The following is a 19,733-nucleotide window of genomic DNA, read 5'->3' as shown; positions in this document are numbered from 1 at the left end:
AGTGGCGAGACGGTTGACCCGGCAAGGGGGCCGGGTCAACGGCTTCTGCGCGTGCGCTTCACGCGGCCGTCGAACTCCAGTTCCCTCACCCGCTGACCCGGACAGGTGGGACTCGTCACATGGCTCGTTCCCTGGTGGAATTACTGACCGCGCATGCCCAGCAACAGCCCGGCCGTACCGCCTACCGGTATCTCCTCACCGGTGACTGCGACGGGGACATCCAGGAGATCTCCTACGGACGACTGGCCCACTGCTCCCGGGCCGTCGCCGCCTGGCTCCAGGACCGCGGGCTGGCCGGCTCGCGTGCCCTTCTGCTTCATCCTCCCGGCCTGGAGTTCGTCTCCGCCTTTCTGGGCTGCCTCGCCGCCGGCGTGGTCGCCGTGCCGGGCGTGCCCCCGCAGGGACGGTCGCAGAACCACCGCGCTCTCATCCGGATGAAGCGTCTGATGGCCGACTCCGACGCCAAGGTGATCCTCGGCGGCCGCGAAGTCATCGGCGCCTTGCGCACATGGACCGAGCACCTGCCCGAACTGGACGCGATACCCCGCGTCGCCACCGAGGACATCCCCGACGACGCGGCCGGCTCCTGGCACGCCCCCGACCTCACCGCCGACTCGGTGGCCTTCCTCCAGTACACCTCCGGTTCCACCTCCACCCCGCGCGGTGTGGTGGTCACCCACGGCAATCTGCTGGACAACGAGCGGATCATCACCGAGCGGATGGGGCACACCTCGGACGCCCTCGCGGAGCACGGCCGGGAACTGATCCTCAGCTGGCTCCCCGTCTACCACGACATGGGCCTCATGGGCCCGGTGCTGAACACGCTGTACCTGGGCGCCACGGCCACGCTCTTCTCGCCGCTGCACTTCCTGCAGCGCCCCGACCGCTGGCTGACCGCGATCAGCCGTTACCGGCCGCACACCAGCGGCGGCCCCAACTTCGCCTACGAGCTCGCCCTCAAGCACGCCACCGACGACCTGGTGGACAGCCTCGACCTGAGCGCGTGGAAGGTCGCCTTCAACGGCGCCGAACCGGTGCGCGCGGCCACGGTGCGACGGTTCACCGAGACCTTCCGCGCGGCAGGCTTCCGCCAGGAGGCGTTCTACCCGTGCTACGGCCTGGCCGAGGCCACCTTGATAGTCACCGGCGGTGCGGTGGACGCCCCGCCCATCCTGCTGGACGCCGCCGAGACCGGCCCGCACGCCGGCGAGGCGGACGCGGCCGCCGTGGGCTGCGGCCGGCCCGGGACCGGGATCACCGTGGTGATCGCCGACCCCGAACGGCAGGTTGAACTGCCCGAGGGCGAGGTCGGCGAGATCTGGGTGGCCGGCGCGAGCGTGGCCAAGGGCTACTGGCGCAACGCCCTCGCCACCCGCGAGACCTTCCGCGCCACCCTGACCGGCCGCCCGGGCCGCTTCCTGCGCACGGGCGACCTCGGCTTCCTGCGTGACGGCGAACTGTTCGTCACCGGCCGGCTCAAGGACCTCGTCGTCATCGACGGGCGCAACCACTACCCGCAGGACCTGGAGCTGTCCGCGGAGTTGTCCCACCCGGCACTGCGGCCCGGCTGCACCGCGGCGTTCTCCGTGGACGCCGACGGCGTGGAGGGCGAACAGGTCGTCATGGTGGCCGAGGTGGCGCCCGAGGCGGCCGGCGAGGCCGAGAAGATCACCGACCTGGTGCGCAGCGCGATCGGCGAGGCCCATGGGCTGTCGGTGCGGGACGTGGTGCTGGTCCACCCCGGCACCATCCCGAAGACCTCCAGCGGGAAGATCCAGCGCCGCGCCTCCCGGGCGGCCTACCTCGACGGCACCCTCGCCGTGGTCGGCGTGCCCGTCACGGGATGACCTCACGGCCGCAGGCGTCCGCCCGCCCGCGCCAGCGGCGGCCCGCCCGTCGCGCCAGCCGTACGTCCGCCCCCGGGCGTACGTCACCCGATGTCAGCCGTACGCCGCTGCCGCATGCGGTCGTGCGGAATCCGCCCGCATCACCGTTGCTTGAGGACACCTGCCCAGATGCCTGCGAACGAGCCCCGGAAGCAGTCCACCATCACGCCCCTCACGACAGCCGAGGACGTACGGGCCTGGCTGGGGTCGGCCGTCGCCGAGGCGGCCGGGCTCGCCCCGCTGGCCGTCGACCCCGACCGGCCGATCGCGGAATTCGGGCTGGGGTCACGCCAGTTGGTGACGCTGGCCGCCGAACTCTCCGAGCGGACCGGTCGGCCACTGGAGCCATCGCTCGTCTTCGACCACCCCACGATTGCCGCGCTGGCCGACGCGTTCCTCGGCGAGCCGCCCGCCCCGGCTGCCGACCCGGCCTGTGCCGAGGCTGCGCCGCGGGCGGCGCAGGACGACATCGCCATCGTCTCCATGGCCTGCCGCTTCCCCGGCGGCGCCGACGACCCGGAAGGGCTGTGGCGGCTGCTCGCCGCCGGCGAGGACGCCATCTCCGAGGTACCGGCAGGCCGTTGGGACACCCAGGGTCTCTACGACCCCGACCCCGAGGCCACCGGCAAGGCGTACACGCTGCGCGGCGGCTTCCTCGACGGCATCGACCGCTTCGACGCCGCCTTCTTCGGGATCTCGCCCCGCGAGGCCGACGCCATGGACCCGCAGCAGCGGCTGCTGCTGCAGACCGGCTGGGAGGCGATCGAGCGGGCCGGGATCGTCCCCGAGACGCTGCACGGCAGCTCCACGGGCGTCTACGTCGGCCTGTACGACAGCGGATACCTCGCCTCCGCCTCGCTGGCTCAGCTCGACGGGCATGTCGGCACGGGTTCGGCGACCAGCGTGGCTTCCGGGCGCATCGCCTACACCCTCGGTCTGCAGGGTCCGGCGGTCACCGTTGACACCGCCTGCTCCTCCTCCCTTGTCGCCCTGCACCTGGCGGCCCGCGCGCTGGCGGCAGGCGAGTGCGACCTCGCCCTCGCGGGCGGCGCGAGTCTGCTGGTGACGCCGCGCGGGCACGTGGAGTTCAGCAGGCTGCGTGGGCTGTCGCCGTCCGGGCGGTGCAGCCCCTTCTCGGCCGATGCGGACGGTGTGGTGTGGGCTGAGGGCTGTGGTGTGGTGCTGCTCAAGCGGCTTGCCGACGCCCGCCGCGACGGCGACCGGGTGCTTGCCGTGGTCAAGGGCTCGGCCGTCAACCAGGACGGCCGCAGCCAGGGGCTGAGCGCCCCCAACGGCCCGGCGCAGGAACGGGTGCTGCGCGCCGCCCTCGACGCCGCCGGACTCGCACCGGATGACGTGGACCACGTCGAGGCACACGGCACCGGCACCCGGCTCGGCGACCCGATCGAGGGCCGCGCACTGGCCGCTGTCTTCGGACCCGGCCGCCCCGCCGACCGGCCTCTCGGCCTCGGCTCGCTGAAGTCCAACATCGGTCACACCCAGGCCGCCGCCGGCATCGGCGGCGTGATCAAGACGGTGCTCGCCCTCGAGCACGAGCTCATACCGCCGTCCTTGCACGCCGAGGCCCTCACGGAGCACGTCGACTGGGCGGGCAGCGGCCTGGCCGTGCACGGCAGTGCCCGGGCGTGGCCGCGCGGCGGCGACCGCGTGCGGCGGGCCGGGGTGAGCGCGTTCGGCATCAGCGGCACCAACGCGCACGTCGTGCTGGAGGAGGCGCCGCAGGATGTTGCCGCACCGGCCGGGGTGGAGGCGGAGCCGTCCGGCCCGATGCTCTTCCCGCTCTCCGCCCGCACGCTGCCCGCGCTCCAGAAACAAGCCGACCGGCTGCAGGCACGGCTCGTCGCGCAGCCGGACGTGCCGCTGCCTGCCGTGGCCGCGACGCTGGCCCACCACCGCACCCACTTCGAGCACCGCGCCGTCGTTCGGGCGGCCGGCCGGGAGGAGCTGCTGACCGGGCTGCGGGCCCTCGCGGAGGGCCGGCCCGAGACCGACCTCACCGCCGGCCCGCTGCCGACACTGCCCGCAGGCAAGGTGGCGTTCGTCTTCCCCGGCCAGGGCGCCCAGTGGGCCGGCATGACCCGTGACCTGCTCGCACGCGACGCCGTGTTCGCCGACGAACTCGACCGCTGCGACGCCGCCCTGCGCCCGTTCACCGACTGGTCCGCGGCGGCGGTCCTGCGCGAAGAGGCGGGAGCCCCGTCCCTGGACCGCGTGGACGTCGTCCAGCCGGTGCTCTTCGCGGTGATGGTGTCCCTCGCCGCCGTATGGCGGGCCCGTGGCGTCCGGCCGGACGCCGTGATCGGGCACAGCCAGGGCGAGGTGGCCGCGGCCTGCGTGGCCGGCGCGCTCAGCCTCAACGACGCGGCCGCGGTGGTCGCCCTGCGCAGCCGGGCCCTGACCGAGCTGTCCGGCACCGGCGCCATGGCCGTCGTCGGCCTGCCGCACACCGAGGTCGTCACCCGCCTCGACGCTCTCGGCGGCCGGGTGTCGGTCGCCGCCGTGAACAGCGGCCGGGCGACCGTGATCGCCGGTGACGTGGAGCCGCTGGAGGGCCTGCTCGCCGATCTCGACCGGGAACAGGTCTTCGTCCGCCGCCTTGACGTCGACTACGCCTCCCACAGCGCCCAGGTCGAGCCGGTCCGCGCCACCGTCCTGGACGAACTCGACGGCGTGACCACCCAGCCCACACCGGTCGTCTGGTACTCCACCGTCACCGGTGAGCCGGTCACCGAGGAGCTGAACGCCGACTACTGGTACACCAACCTGCGCGAAACCGTCCGCTTCGCGGCCACCGTGGAGCGCATGGCGGCCGACGGCTACCGCCACTTCGTCGAACTCGGCCCGCATCCGTCCCTGCTCACCGCCCTCCACACGATCGGCGAGGACCTGGGCCACGAGCTGGTCGCCGTCGGCTCCCTGCGCCGCGACGAGGACGGACCCGCCTGCCTGGACCGCGCCGCCGCCGAACTGCACGTACACGGACGGCGGATCGACTGGCGGTGCCTGGTCGCCGACACCACCTGGGCGGACCTGCCGGCCTACGCCTGGGACACCCGGCGGCACTGGATCGAACCCGAGTCCGCCTCGGGCGGCCCCGGCCTGTTCGACCGCGCCGAGCACCCGTTGCTCGGCGTCCAGTCGCAGTCGGCCGACGAGACCCGCTGGACCTTCCGCAACGCGTGGTCCCCGGCCACCGCCGACTGGCTGTCCGACCACACCGTGTTCGGCCGGACCGTGGTGTCCGGCACGACCGTGCTGGAGCTGTGCCGGGCCGCCCTCGCCGTGGCCCGCCCGGACGACCCGGCCGACGTCACCGACCTGTTGCTGCTCGCACCGCTCGTGCTGCCCGCATCCGGCATGGTCGAGGTGTCCGTCGAGGTGGTCACCGCCGGCCCGCAACCGCAGATCACCGTGCACAGCCGCCCGCGCGGCCAGGAGGCCACCGGTTGGACCCTGCACGCCACCGCCTCGGCGGCCGGGGCGACCCCCGTGGCGGAGCAGCCGCCGGTGTGGCCGCAGGCGGCGGAGCCCGCGTGGGGCCCTGACACCTACGAGCGGCTGGCCGGGCTCGGCCTCGGCTACGGTCCGGCCTTCCAGGGCGTACGGGAGGCGGTGGTGACCGGCGCCGGCGAGCTGCTGGCCCGGCTGTCGCTGCCGTCCGTGGCCCGCGACCTGGCCAACCCCTACCTCGTCCACCCGGCGCTGCTGGACGCCGCGCTGCACGTGGCCGCGGCCCTCGAAGGGGGCACCGCCTCCGACGGCCGGGTGGTCCTTCCGGTCTCCGTGGGCCGCGCCTCGCTGTCGCACGGCGGCGCCGACGACCTCACCGTGTCCGTGCGTCGCACCGGCACCGCCGGCACCGACATCACGCTGGACGTGACGTTGTGGGACGCCGACGGCTTCCCCGCGGGCCGGCTGGAGGGAGTACGGCTACGAGCCGCGGGCCCGGCGGACCTCGCCGCCGGTTCGGGCAACGGGCGGCACCTGTACGAGGTGGCCTGGACGGCCGTGCCCGAACCGCCCCTCAAGGCATCGGCCGGTGAGTGGACCGTCGTCGGCGACCTGTCCGCCCCGGATGTCGTCGCGGCCGTGAGCGGCCTCGAAGCCGCGGGGATCCGGTGCCGGGACCACGGTGGCGACGTGCTCGTACGGTTCTGGCCACAACCCGCTGAGGAGGCCGAACCAGGCGCCGCCGCAGGGGAGTTGGCGGAACTCGCACTGGCCGAAGTGCAGGCACTCCTCGCACGGCAGGAGCCACCCGCGCGGACCGTCTGGGTGACCCGCGGCGCGGTCGCGGCCGTCGAACGGGACACCGTGCCGGGCCTCGCCCAGTCGGTGCTGTGGGGGCTGGGCCGCAGCGCCCGTGCCGAGCATCCGGACCTCGCACTGACGCTGCTCGACCTCGACGGCACCGATCCCGCGGCCGCCTTGCTCGCCGCCGCTCACGGGGACGAGCCCGAACTCGCCGGGCGCGCGGGCGCCTTGCTGGTGCCCCGGCTGGTGCGCGCCCGCGCTGCCGACACGGACCGCGCGCGGACTCCCGTCGACGGCACCGTACTGATCACCGGAGGCCTCGGCGCCGTCGGACGCCACATCGCCCGGCTGCTCGCCGAACGGGGCGCGCCCCGCCTGCTGCTGACGTCCCGGCGCGGAGCCGACGACCCGCGCACCGCCGAGGTCACCGCGGAACTGACCGCGCTCGGCGCCGAGGTCGAGGTGGCGGCGTGCGACGTCGCCGACCCGGCGGCCCTGGTCGATGTCATCGAGCTCGTCGCCGGTGAACTCCGCGGTGTCGTGCACTGCGCCGGTGTCCTGGACGACGGGGTGGTCGCCGAGCTGACCCCCGAACGCCTCGCGGGGGTGCTGAGCCCCAAGGTGGACGGCGCCGCTCATCTGCACCGGCTCACCGCCGGCGCGCGGCTCGACCTGTTTCTGCTGGTCTCCTCTGCCGCCGGTGTCGTCGGCAACGCCGGCCAGGCCAACTACGCGGCCGCCAACGCCTTCCTCGACCAGCTCGCCCACCACCGGCGCGCCCAGGGGCTGCCCGCCGTGTCGGTCTCCTTCGGCGCCTGGCTGGGCGAGGGCCTCGCCGCCGAACACGCCGACCTGGAGCGGATGGCCCGCCTCGGCCACCGCGCCCTCACCCCGGAACAGGGCCGCGACCTCGTCGAACTCGCGCTGCGCCGGGACGCCCCGCACCTGGTCGCCTGGGCGCTGAACCTGCCCCGCCTGCGCGAGACCACGGCCGGTGCGGGCGGCGGTGCCGCCGCGCTGTGGCGCTCGCTGCTGCCCGCGCCCCACACCGGGCAGGACGGCGCGGACGGCCTGGCGGACCGGCTGGCCAGGCTGCCGGAGGCCGAGCGCGCCGACCGCGTCCTTGTTCTGGTCCGCGAGGAGGCATCTCGCGCCCTGGGCCTGCGGTCGGCGGAGTCCGTCCGCCCCGACCAGCCGCTGCGCGACCTCGGCATGGACTCGGTGACGGCGGTGGAGCTCCGTAACCGCATCGGTGCCCGCCTCGGCGCTCGGCTCCCCGCAACTCTGCTGTTCGACCACCCCACTCCGGCCCGTCTCGCCGAGCACCTGCTGGCCACCGTGATCGCGACGAGCGTGCCCACCGCCCGCCGTCCCGCGCCCGCCGCGCCGCACACCCGCACCGCGGTGTCCGACGAGCCGGTCGCCCTGGTGGCCATGGCCTGCCGCCTGCCGGGCGGCGTGGGCGACCCGGAGGAGCTGTGGCGGCTGGTCGCCGAGGGCCGTGACGCGGTCGGCCCGTTCCCGGCCGGGCGCTGGGACGTGGAGTCGCTGTACGACCCCGACCCGGAGGCCCCGGGCAAGTCGTACGCCCGGGAAGGCGGCTTCCTGGACGACATCGAGTCCTTCGACGCGGGCTTCTTCGGCATCACCCCGAAGGAGGCCGCCGCCATGGACCCGCAGCAGCGGCTGCTGCTGGAGAGCGCGTGGGAGGCGCTGGAGCGCGCCGGGATCGTCCCCGCCGAACTGGCGGGCAGCACCACCGGCGTGTACGTCGGCATGTTCGGCAGCGACTACCTGTCGGGCTCCCGGCTCGACCAGTTGGACGGGTACGTCGGCACCGGGTCGGCGCTCAGCGTGGCCTCGGGCCGGCTGGCGTACGCGCTCGGGTTGCACGGCCCGGCGCTGACGGTGGACACGGCGTGCTCGTCGTCGCTCGTCGCGGTGCACCTGGCGGCGCAGGCGCTGCGGTCGGGCGAGTGCGACCTGGCGCTGGCCGGCGGTGTGACGCTCATGGTGACCCCGCAGACCTTCGTGGAGTTCAGCCGGCTGCGGGGCCTGTCCCCGACCGGCCGCTGCCGCTCCTTCTCCGACGACGCCGACGGCGCCATCTGGGCCGAGGGCGCCGGGATGCTCGTACTGAAGCGGCTGAGCGACGCGCAGCGGGACGGCGACGAGGTGCTGGCGGTGCTGCGCGGCACGGCCGTCAACCAGGACGGCCGCAGCCAGGGCCTGTCCGCGCCCAACGGCCCGGCGCAGGAGCAGGTGATCCGGCGGGCCCTGGATCTGTCCGGCCTGGAACCCGCCGACATCGACTACGTGGAGGCGCACGGCACGGGCACGACCCTGGGCGACCCGATCGAGGCTAACGCCCTGGCGCGGGTCTTCGGCGACTCCCGCGCCCCGGACCGCCCGCTCCAGCTGGGCTCGCTCAAGTCCAACCTCGGGCACACGCAGGCCGCCTCGGGCGTCGCCGGGCTGATCAAGGTGGTGCAGTCGCTGCGCCACCGGATGCTGCCGGCCACCCTGCACGTCGGCACACCCAGCCGGCACGTCGAGTGGGACGGCAGTGGGCTGCACCTGCTGCGGGAGGCCGCTCCCTGGCCGGCGGCGCGGGAGCGCGTCCGGCGGGCCGGGGTCAGCGCCTTCGGGATCAGCGGGACCAACGCCCATGTGATCGTCGAGGAGGCCCCGCCGTCCGCGCCGGAGCCGGCAGGTGAACTACCGCCAGACAAGCGGCTGTTCGTGCTGTCCGGGCGGAGCGAGGCCGCGCTGCGCGGACAGGCCGCACGGCTGGCACGGCATCTGACCGGGGAGACCGCGCTGCCGGACGTCGGTTACACCCTGGCCCGGCACCGCAGCCACTTCCCCTGGCGGGCGGCAGTCACGGCGGGTGACCGGGACGAACTGCGCGCCGTGCTCGACGCGGTGGGCAGCGGACGGGCGCAGCTGACCCCGCCGCGCGAGGAGGAGACGGGCAAGGTGGCCTTCGTCTTCCCCGGGCACGGCGGCCAATGGCCCGGCATGGCCCTGGAGCTGCTGGCCGGGTCCGAGGCGTTCCGCGAGGAGCTGACCCGGATCGACGAGGCGGTGCAGCGGCACGTCGGCTGGTCGGTGCTCAACGTGCTACGGGCGCCGGAGGAGTTCTCCCCGCTCGACCGGACCGAGTACCTGCAACCGGTGCTGTTCGCCGTCAACGCGGCGCTGGCCGCCGCATGGCGGTCGCTGGGGGTCGCCCCGGACGCCGTGGTCGGGCACAGCCTGGGCGAGATCGCCGCCGCCTACAGCGCGGGCGCCCTCGGCCTGGACGACGCCGTGGCCGTGGTGGCCGGGCGGGCCCAGGCCGTCGTCCCGCTGGTCGGGCAGGGCGGCATGGTCGCGGTGGAGCTGCCGCGGGCACGGGTCGAGGAACTGCTCGCCCCCTACGCGGACCGGCTGTTCGTCGCCGCGGTCAACAGCGCAGGCTCCACGGCTGTCTCCGGCGCCGCCGACGCGCTCGCCGAGCTGCGCCGACGGCTCGATGAGCGGGGGATCGCCGTACGACGGCTGTCGACGCCGTTCGCCTCGCACACTCCGCTGATGGAACCCCTGCGCGAGGAGCTGCTCGACCGCTTCTCCGGCACCCGGGGCGCACAGGCGCCGACCCCGCTGTACTCGACGGTGCTGGCCGAACCCGTCTCCGGTGACCGGCTGGACGCCGACTACTGGTACGACAACCTCCGGCAGCCCGTCCGTTTCGCAGACACCGTCCGACGGATGCTGCACGACGGCTACCGCTACTTCGTCGAGCTCAGCCCACACCCGTCGCTGCTGTCATCCATCCAGGCGGTGGCGGCAGAAGCCGGGATCGACGTGGCCGGTGTCGGCTCGCTGCGCCGTCAGCAGGACGGCCCCGACCTACTGCTGCGCAGCATCGGCGAGTTGTACGTCGCGGGCCACACGCCCGACTGGGACGCACTGTTCCCGCATGGCCGTCGCGTCGACCTGCCGACGTACGCCTTCGCCCGCGAACGCCACTGGCTCACGCCCGCCCCGGCCACCGCCACGGGCTCCTCCCCGCTGCTCGGCACACACGTCGAGTCCAGCGACGAGCCCGGCCGGCACCTCTTCCAGAGCGACATCGACCTGCGGGACGGCCGCTTCGCCTATCTGGACGACCACCGGGTGGGCGGCGAGGTCTGGCTGCCCGGCGCCGCCTTCCTCGACATGGTGCTGGAGGCCGCCTGCGTGGTGCAGGACGGTCGCGAAGTGCACCTGAACGAGGTCGAATTCGTGCAGCCGCTGCGGCTCGACCCCGAACGGCCCGTACGGCTGCAGCTGGTGCTGCGGCCCGCCCGGGACGGCTTCCGGTCCTTCACCATCGCCTCCGCGGCCGCCGGTGAGCGGCGCCCGCGATGGGAGCGGCACGTCAGCGGACGCCTTACGATGACCGGCGAGCAGCCCCCGGCCGACGTGCGACCCGACGACACGCGCTTCGACGACGTGCGGCTCGCCGCCGTGCGTGAGCAGTGCACGCAGGACGTGGACCTGCCGGCGGTGTACGCCGGGCTGACCGCCCTCGGCATCGACTACGGCCCCGCCTTCCGGGGCCTGGAGCAGGGCCGCCGTGGGCCCTCGGCGGCCCTGGGCCGGCTCGCCGCCGGGCCCGCCGCGGGACATCTGCTGCACCCCGCCGTCCTCGATGCCGCCTTCCACACGGCCGCCCTGCCCCAGGAGGCGCCCGAGGGCCGGGCGTTCGTGCCCGCAGGGGCGGGACGGCTGCGGTTCACCGGCCTGCGCACCACGCCCGCCTGGACCAGCTGCGAACTGCGCACCGCGTCCGGCGACACCGCCACCCTGGACCTCAGGATCTGGGACGAGGACGAGCAACTCATCCTGGAGATCGAGGAGTTCCGGCTGGCCGCGCTCTCGCCGCTGGACGGCGCCCTCTTCGAGACCCGCTGGCAGCCGCGCCCGGTGGCGCAGGAACCGCCGGTCCAGGGCAGCTGGCTGATCCTGGCCGACGACACCGGGGTGGCGGCGGCGCTCGGCGAGCGGCTCGGCTCCTCGGTGCCGCACGTCGTCGCCCGCAGGGGCAGCGCCTTCGCCGTCGAGGGACCGGGACGCTACGTCCTCGATCCGGCCGACCCCGACCACCTGGCCCGGCTGCTGCAGGAGGCCTTCGCGGACGGGCCGCCCGAGCAGGTGGTCCAGATGGCCGCGCTCGACGCCCCGGCGATCGGCGACGCCGGATCGGCCGAGCAGGCGGCGCGGCTGTGCTGCCTGAGCACCCTGCACCTGGTGCGTGCCCTCGCGGACCGTCCGCAGGGCCGGGGTTCGCGCCTGTTCGTGGTCGTGCGCGGCAGCCAGGCCGCCGGTGACAGCACCGGGGTGACCAATCCGCAGCAGGCGCTCGCCTGGGGCTTCGGTCTCGCGGTGGCGCAGGAGTACCCGGATCTGTCGACCACGCTGATCGACCTGCCTCCCACCGACGGCGTCGACGCCCTGTGGACCCAGCTCCGGCACGCCGACGACGAACGGCTCGTTGCGGTGCGCGGCACCGGCCGCCTGGTCCCGCGCCTGGCCCGCACCCGCCCGGACGACGGCGGCCACGGCGAGACCTCCGTGGACGGCGTGCACCTGATCACCGGCGGTCTCGGCGGCCTCGGCCGCGTGGTCGCCGAGCGGCTGGTCCGCCGCGGGGCCCGCCGGCTGGCCCTCATGAGCCGGGGCACGCCCGGTGCGGAGGCCGGGAACTGGATCAGGGGTCTCGAAGAACGGGGCGTCACCGTGCACCTGGCCCGCGCCGACGTCGCCGACCGGGCAAGTCTCACGGCCGCCCTGGACGCCGTACGGCACGCCTGCGGCCCGATCGCCACGGTCGTGCACGCGGCCGGCGTGCTCGACGACGCCACGGTGGCGAACCTGACCGACGAACGCGTCCTGCGCGTCCTCGCCCCCAAGGTCCTCGGCACCGCCCTCCTCACCGAGCTGATCCCGGAGGCCCGGAACCTGGTCCTGTTCGCCTCCGCGGCCGGACTCCTCGGGTCGGCCGGGCAGAGCCCGTACTCGGCGGCGAACGCCTTCCTCGACGCCTGGGCACACCACCTCTCCCGCGCTGACCGCCGTGCGCTGAGCCTGGACTGGGGTGCCTGGACCGGTGTCGGCATGGTCACCGGGTCCGGCACCCGGGCCGCCGAGACCAGCCGCTCAGGCCTGGTCGCCTTCTCGCCGCAGGAGGGCGGCGAGCTGTTCGAGCGGGTACTGGCCAGTGCCCGCCGCCAGCTCGCGCCGATGGCCCTGGACTGGGAGATACTCACGCTCGTCCCCGACGCCGTGCGCACCCGCCCGATCCTGGGCAACCTGGTCACCGCACCGACAGGCACGGCCGCCTCGGACGAACTCGTCAAGAAGGTGTTCGCCGCGACGACCGACCAGGACCGCGCCACCTGGCTGGAGGCGTACGTCCGGGCCCGGGTCGCCGAGGTGTCCGGGGGAGTGGTCGACGTCTCGGTGACCACGGCCCTGAAGGAACTGGGCCTGGACTCCCTGATGCTGGTGCGGCTGCGCAACGCCTTCGTCCGCGAACTGGGCGTGGAGATCCCGGCCGCGGACGTGTTCGCGGCGTCCGACGTCCGCGACCTCGCCCGCGCCCTGGCCGAGGTCCTCCCGGAGCGGGAGGCCGCGGCGCTGGAGGACTCCGGCGGCCACGGCGACCTCGCGGGAGAGGTCCCGGAGACCGAACTGCGGCCCGCGACGCGCGACGTCGTACGACTGCTGCGCAGCGTCCGGCCGGGCATGCCGGATGCGGCACACGGCATCGGTCTCGCCGTCCGGCTGACCGCGCCGACCACCCGCGAGACGCTCACCGGCATACTCACCCGGCTCGTCGCACGGCACGCGGCTCTGCGCACCGCGATCGTCACCGGCGCCGAAGGCGTCCGGCAGCTGCGCGTGGACCGGGAGCCGGCGGAGCCGGTGCTGCGCTGGACGGCCGTCGAAGGCCCGCCCGACGCCGCCGAGCGGCTGCGCACGCTGCTGGAGCCGCCGTTCGACCTCGCGACGACACCGCTGTGGCGGTTCGAGCTGGTGGACGGCGGTGCACACGGCCAGATCCTGGTGTTCGGCGCCCACCACACGGTCGGCGACCTGCAGTCGCTGCTGCTCGTGGCCGGGGAGATCGACGCGGAACTGTCCGGCACCCTGTTCGAGGGCGCCGTCACCAACCGCGACGTCGCCCTGCTCATCGAGGCCCAGCAGGGCGGTGCGGGCGCGGGCGCCGAGTGGCGCGAGTACTTCCACGGCAGCGAACGGCTCGACCTGGAGCTGGCCCGTCCGCGCCCGGCGACCAGGTCGTACCGGGCCGGCAGCGTGACCGTGACGATTCCCGACGGGCTGATGGAACGGATCGCGGCAGCCGCGAGCAGGCTGGCCGTCACTCCCGCCGCCTTCTGCCTCGGCATCCTGACGGTGCTGCTGGCCAGGAAGCGGGAGCGGGAGCGGTTCGTGCTCGCCGTGCCCGTGGACACCCGCATGCACGCCGACGCGTACGACGCGGTGGGCTTCTTCGGCGTGCCGGTGCCGTTCCCGGCCGAGGCCCGCGCGGGCGAACCGGTCGCCGAGGTGCTGCGCCGCACCGACGCGCGCCTGCAGCGCCTCCTGACCAAGGGCGCCATGTTCTCCGACGTCCTGGCCACCCTGGCCCGGCAGGGCCTGCACCGGCAGAACGCACCGCTCGTCGAGGTCTACTTCAACTACGTACGGTCCTCGCGCCGCCTGACCCGGCTGGAGGTGCTGCCGGCCGGCACCGGCTACTCCGACCTCGACCTGATGATCACCATGACCCCGGACGCGGCATGCATCCGGCTCGACCACAACCTGGACATCCTGGACGCCGAGGCCACCGCTGAACTGGGGGAGGAGTTCCTGCGGTTGCTCGGCGAGACGGCCGACGGCGACCCGGCGCTGCCGACGCGCGCCGGCACCCGGGCTCCCGCCGGAACCCGAGCCCCCGCCGGTGCGGCGCCCGTACCTCGCCGGTCGCTGGCCCTCGCCGCCACCTTCGCCCTCGGCAACCTCCCGCTCATGTGCGAGGCGGCCGTCGAGGACGGAGCCGAGAAGGGGAGCGGATGGGCGATCAGCGAGGCGCCGTACCACCAGGTGCTCGCGAGTCTCCAGGACCCCTCGGGCGTCTTCACCGACCCCGCGACGGCGGTGGGTGCGGTGCTGCTGCGGGCCGTGGACCTGGAGCGCTTCGGCCCGGTCGACGACGCGCTGCTCGCCGAGCTGCGCACCGCCTACCCGGCCGCGCTGAAGGCCCTGTCCGAACGCACCCGCAAGCCGCTGATCGTCGGCTTCCTGCCCGCCGCCCGCCCGGAGGACCGCCTGAGCCGGTGGGAGCGGGAGGTCGCCGCCGACCTGGCCGGCCTGCCCGGCATCGCGGTGCTCGCCCCCGACGACTGGACCCGGCACCACTCCGTCGGGGAACGCTTCGACGAGCGGACCGAACGGCTGGCCCACCTGCCCTTCACCCCGCCCTTCCAGGCGGCCGTGGCGCTGCGGCTCGCCGAGGTCGTACGGGCGGTACTGCGCCCCGCGCCCAAGGTGATCGCGGTTGACGGCGACGAGACCTTGTGGGGCGGCGTCGCCGGCGAGATCGGCCCCGAGGCTGTCGACCTGACAGGTCCGCGCGCCCTGCTCGCGCGCAGGCTGCTGCAGTGGCGCGAGGCGGGCACGCTGCTGGCGCTCGTCAGCAACAACGACGAGGCCACGGTCCGCGCCGTCCTGGACAGCCCGGACAGCCTGCTGAAGGCGGAGCACTTCAGCGTGCTGTCGGCCGCCTGGGGACCGAAGCCGGACCGCCTGGCCGAGGCCGCGCGCACGCTCAACCTCGGCCTGGACAGCTTCCTGTTCCTGGACGACAACCCCGCCGAGATCGCCAAGGTGCGCGCCACGCTGCCGCAGGTGCTGTCGGTGACCTGCCCGTCCGCGGACGAACTGGAGGAGTTCATGGGCCGGTTGTGGCCGCTGGTCCCCGCGGCGGCGACCGCCGAGGACACGCTGCGGGCCCGGTTCTACGCACAGGAGCGGGAGCGGGAGACCGTCCGCGAAACCGCCGGGTTCGAGGAGTTCCTCACGCAGCTGCACCTGGAGGTCGACATCCGGGCGCTGTCCGAGGCGGACGTGCAGCGGGCCGAGCAACTCGTCCGCCGCACCAACCAGTTCACCCTCCGCCCCCGGTCGGCCGACGGCGGGGACGTCACCCGGTGGCGGCAACGGGGCGAGGTGTGGACGGCGGCGGCCCGGGACCGGTTCGGCGACTACGGCCAGATCGGCCTGCTCGCCCTGCGCGCGGACGGCGACCAACTCGACGTCCTGGGCTGGCTGATGAGCTGCCGGGCGCTCGGCCGAGGGGTCGAGGAACGCCTGTTGCAGTGGCTGGCCGACCGCGCCGAGGAACTTGGTTGCGCGAAGATCCGGCTGACGGCGGAGCGCACGGAGCGCAACGTACCGGCGCGGCGTGTGGTGGCCGCGCTCGGCGGCGGCGACCAGGACGACGAGCGCCAGGAGGCCGTGGTCAGTCCAGACCACCTCAGGGCGTTCCGGTCCTGGGAACAGCAGTGAGGCCGTCCCGCAGCAGCGCGCGAGGACTTCCTCAGGAGCAAGGGACTTCGTCGGAACCGAGGACCTTCGGAAGCAAGGACCTTGCCGGAAGCAAGGGAAAGGACGCGCACATCGTGAAGGGCTCTCATGCGTGACATGACCGAGGAATCCGGGCAGCGGGCGACCGCCGAGGCGATCGAGCGCGGTGGCGGCGGGCTCGGCGTGGACGACCTGCTGGCCAGGGTGATGCAGGCCGCCACCGGTGCGGACTCCGGTGCCGCCCCCGCCCCGCCCCGGGACGTGGACGGCGTGGCCACGGCCATCGCCGCCGCGGCGGGCCGCTACCTGCCCGCGGGACACCTGCCGCCCGACGCCGACTTCTTCGACGCGGGGGGCACGTCCGTGCACGCCGTGGAGCTCGTCGCGGAGCTGGAGGGCGAGCTGGGCATCGAGTTCGATCTGGACGAGGTGTTCGCCGACGCCCGTCCGATCAGTCTCGCCCGGCGCTGGCTGCAGACGACCGGAGGCGAAGCGTCGAGCGAGGCCACCCCGCCGCCCGAGCATCCAGACACCCCGGCGCCCACCGCCCAGGGCGCTCCGCCGGTTCCGGCCGCCGATACGCTGCCAACCCCCGGTGCGGGTGCTGCTGCGGTTCCGGTCCCTGGCACATTGCCGCCTTCCGCTGCGCGCGCTGTTCCGGCCTCGGCCCCCGGCACGCCGGCGCTTCCCGCTGCGGATGCCGTCCGGGTTCCGGCCTCTGGCACGCTTCCGGTTTCCGGCGCGGGTGATGTTGCGGCTCCGGTCCCTGGAACGCTGCCGCTCTCCGCGGCGGGCGCTCTTCCGGCTCTCGCCCCGGGCACCCTTCCGATCCCGACTCCACGCACCCCACCGGCGCTCCGCGCCGGTGTCAGCAGTGGCGAGGACCGGTATGCCAGGGCCCGCCGCGACGACCTCGACCAGGTCCTCGCCGATCTGGCCCTCGCCGACCGCCTCCCGTTCGCCGACCTGCCCGAGCCACTGCCGCCCCGCCGGATCCTGCTGACCGGCGCCACCGGCTTCCTCGGCAGTCACATGCTGCTCGACCTGCTCCGGCACAGCGACGCGCACGTCTATTGCCTGGTGCGCGCGGCCGACGAGGAGACGGCCGTCGCCAGGCTCGGCGCGGCGCTGAAGAGTTACCGGCTGCCCTGGTCGTCGGAGGTGCGGCGCCGGGTGACCGTGCTGCCCGGCGACATCCGGCGGCCACGGCTCGGCCTGTCCGGCGAACTGTGGCACACGCTCGCCCACGAACTGGACAGCGTCGTCGGCGTCGCCGCGGCCGTGGACTTCCTGCGCGGCTACCAGTCGCTGCGGGCGGGCAACGTCCTCGGCGCGCTCACCCTCGCCGAACTCGCGGCCACCGGCCGGCCCAAGCCGCTGCACCACATCTCCTCGATCGCCGTCTTCAACGAGGTCGGCATCACCTCCATGGGCGAGGACGACCCACTCGCCCACGTCGACCGGCTCATCTCGGGCTATGACCAGTCGAAGTGGGCCGCCGAGGTCGCCCTGCGCCGTGCCCGCGACCACGGCCTGGTCGTCACCGCCCTGCGCCCCGGCGGCATCGGCGGCCACACGAAGACCGGCGCCTACAACCCGCAGGACCTCAGCAGCGGCCTGATCTCGGCCTTCGGCCGCTTGCGCACCGTACCCGCCTTCCGCTACCTGAACGTGGCCCCGGTGGACTGGGTGAGCCGCGTCGCCGTCGCCGCGATCTGCGAGCCCGACGCCTGGGGCTACGACTACAACCTCACCGGTGTGCCCAACACCCTCGACGACGTCGTCCGTGACATGGCGCTCGGAGGCATGCACGTGCGCGTCCAGGACTGGGACGAGTGGCGCACCGACGCCCTGGCCCGCCTGGAGGCCGAACCGGTCCCCGAACTGGCCTTCCTGAGCAGGGTGTTGCAGAGCCCCACCGCCCTCAAGCTGTGCGAGGCGACCCTGAGGGGCCCGGCGGCCGGAGGCACACGCACCGCCGCCCTGGTCGACGCTCTCGGGCTGCCGCCCGCGGCCCGCTACGACGCGCAGGCCCAGCTCAGGACCTTCGAGCGGCTCGCCCGGGACGGCCTCGCCAGGCTGCCGCACAAGGACGACCAGCCCTACCTGTGGTTCTCGGAGACGACAGAGGGCAGCGTGGGACCGGTCGGCGCCCCCGCCGACAGCCCCTGCTCCATGGCGCTCACCCTCTCCATCGCGAGCATGTACCAGCTGGTGAAGGAGCGCCGGGTGGACGTGACCGGCGAGGTCGTCTGCACCGCCGTACATCCCGAGCCGCTGGCCGTCGAGCGCGGCGACCTCTGGATCCGGCCTGAGGAGGGGATCCCGCAGCAGCACGGGCTCAGGCACCAGCTTCTGCGCTACCGGCTGCGGTTGCGCGACGCCGACGGCGGCCACTGGTGGCTGGAGGGCCACAAGTACGCCCGGGCCCGCCGGGACCTGTGGCGGCAGACCCGCGCGCTGACCGTGCGGATCGGCCGCGAGGGCGAACCGGCGAGCTTGGCGGGCGAGGTCGTCGTGCCTGCGGACTCCTACGTCCGCGACCAGATCGACGGCATCGAGGTCGACCCGCGTCTGACGAGCCAGGAGAAGCGGGCCGCCAAGCTGACCTGGCTCGCCTGGTTCGGCCTGGAGATGGGCCGTGGACTGCTCGGCCCCTTCGCCCGCGCCGCCGCGGACCTGCTCGACCTGCGCCGTACCCCGACCCTCACGGAGCACCACCGATGATCTTCAGGACGACCACCTCCCGCGCCGGCCGGCCGGCGCTGCCCAGAGTCAGGACCACCGCGGCCCTGCGCCCGCTGCACCACCGCCTCGCCCCGGCCTCCGTCGAGGAGATCCCCTTCCGGGCGGACGACGGCGTCCGGCTCGGCCTGACCCGGATACACACCGGCGCCGCGGACCGCCCCGCCGTGCTGCTCCTGCACGGACACACCGCGTCCGCCGACATGTTCCTGCTGCCGGAGACCCGCAATCTGGTCGACGTCCTTCTCGACGACGGCTACGAGCCCTGGCTGCTGGACTGGCGGGGCAGCTGCCGGCTGCCGTACAACGAGACCGGCCAGAGGTACACGTACGACGACGTGGCCCTGTACGACATCCCCGCGGCCGTCTCGTACGTCCGCGAGTGCACAGGCGACCGCCCGCTGTTCGTGGTCGCCCACTGCATCGGCTCGCTGACGCTGTCCCTGAGCATGGCGGCGGGACTGGTGCCGGGCCTCGCCGGCGTGGTCTCCCAGGGCGTGTTCCTGACCCCTAAGCTCGCCGGCCGGACATCGCTGCGGATGTCGCTGGCGGGGGAGCTGCTGAAGCATCGGATCGACCACGTCCCGGTCGACTTCCGCAAGGTGGGCCTGTGGTCGAAGTACACCCCGCTGTTCGCACTGGCGTCACGAAAGGCGAGCTGCCCGGATCCGACCTGCCAGATCCTGCACAACTCTGCCTGGGGCACGGGCGCCTCGCTCTTCGTGCACGAGAACCTGCCCGAGGCCACACACGACCGCCTCGCGGACCTCCTCGGCCCCGCGCCGCTGTGGATCCTGCCCCACCTGCGTCGCATCGAGCTGGCCCGCAGCGTGGTCCGCTGGCATGACACCGACCACCGCTACCGTGCCCTGCCGCCCAATGCGCTGGACGCGGCCGGCCGTATCGACACCCCCGTGCTGCTGCTCGCCGGCAGCGAGAACGGGCTGTGGCTGGACTCCCAGCGGCTCTGCCACGACGTACTCGCCCACCGGCAGCCCCAGTTGGACGTGTCCTACACCGAGATCCCCGGTTACGGCCACCTGGACACGTTCCTGGGCCGGGGCGCCGCCCTGGACGTCTTCGGTCACATCCTCGATTTTCTCGGCGGACGGCGGTGACGGACAGGTCGGCCGACCACCGAACGCGCCAGTGAACGGACCACACTCCAGGAGGCACCGCATCCCGCGGCTCGCTGTCATCCAGGTGGTG

Annotated in this window: 4 protein-coding genes; all 4 read left to right on the top strand. The window is 74.1% G+C overall.

Annotated features, from left to right (window positions below; translation table 11 throughout):
- Positions 1-119 precede the first annotated feature (119 nt).
- Positions 120-1,847, top strand: coding sequence for a fatty acyl-AMP ligase (locus tag AV521_RS36270; protein WP_076094734.1), 1,728 nt, complete (start codon positions 120-122; stop codon positions 1,845-1,847).
- 168 nt (positions 1,848-2,015) lie between these two features.
- Entirely contained in the window at positions 2,016-15,761 is a 13,746-nt protein-coding gene (locus AV521_RS36265) for a type I polyketide synthase (RefSeq protein WP_076094732.1), read from the top strand.
- A gap of 135 nt (positions 15,762-15,896) precedes the next feature.
- A complete protein-coding gene (locus tag AV521_RS36260; RefSeq protein WP_256725817.1) occupies positions 15,897-18,506 on the top strand; it encodes a thioester reductase domain-containing protein in 2,610 nt (869 codons plus the stop codon).
- Positions 18,503-19,642 carry an alpha/beta hydrolase gene (locus AV521_RS36255; protein ID WP_076094728.1) on the top strand — a complete coding sequence of 380 codons (1,140 nt, stop codon included), beginning with the start codon at positions 18,503-18,505 and terminating at the stop codon, positions 19,640-19,642. The genes AV521_RS36260 and AV521_RS36255 overlap by 4 nt, the downstream gene beginning before the upstream one ends.
- Positions 19,643-19,733 lie beyond the last annotated feature (91 nt).

Source organism: Streptomyces sp. IMTB 2501 (genome assembly GCF_001953885.1).
Classification (GTDB): domain Bacteria; phylum Actinomycetota; class Actinomycetes; order Streptomycetales; family Streptomycetaceae; genus Streptomyces.
The sequence above is the reverse complement of the archived record's forward strand: the minus strand, read 5'-3'. Positions and strand labels throughout refer to the sequence as shown.

Excerpts from the sequence above, each read along its gene's own strand:
- AV521_RS36270 (WP_076094734.1), top strand. The coding sequence starts at position 120 with ATGGCTCGTTCCCTGGTGGAATTACTGACCGCGCATGCCCAGCAACAG.
- AV521_RS36265 (WP_076094732.1), top strand. The coding sequence starts at position 2,016 with ATGCCTGCGAACGAGCCCCGGAAGCAGTCCACCATCACGCCCCTCACG.
- AV521_RS36260 (WP_256725817.1), top strand. The coding sequence starts at position 15,897 with ATGACCGAGGAATCCGGGCAGCGGGCGACCGCCGAGGCGATCGAGCGC.
- AV521_RS36255 (WP_076094728.1), top strand. The coding sequence starts at position 18,503 with ATGATCTTCAGGACGACCACCTCCCGCGCCGGCCGGCCGGCGCTGCCC.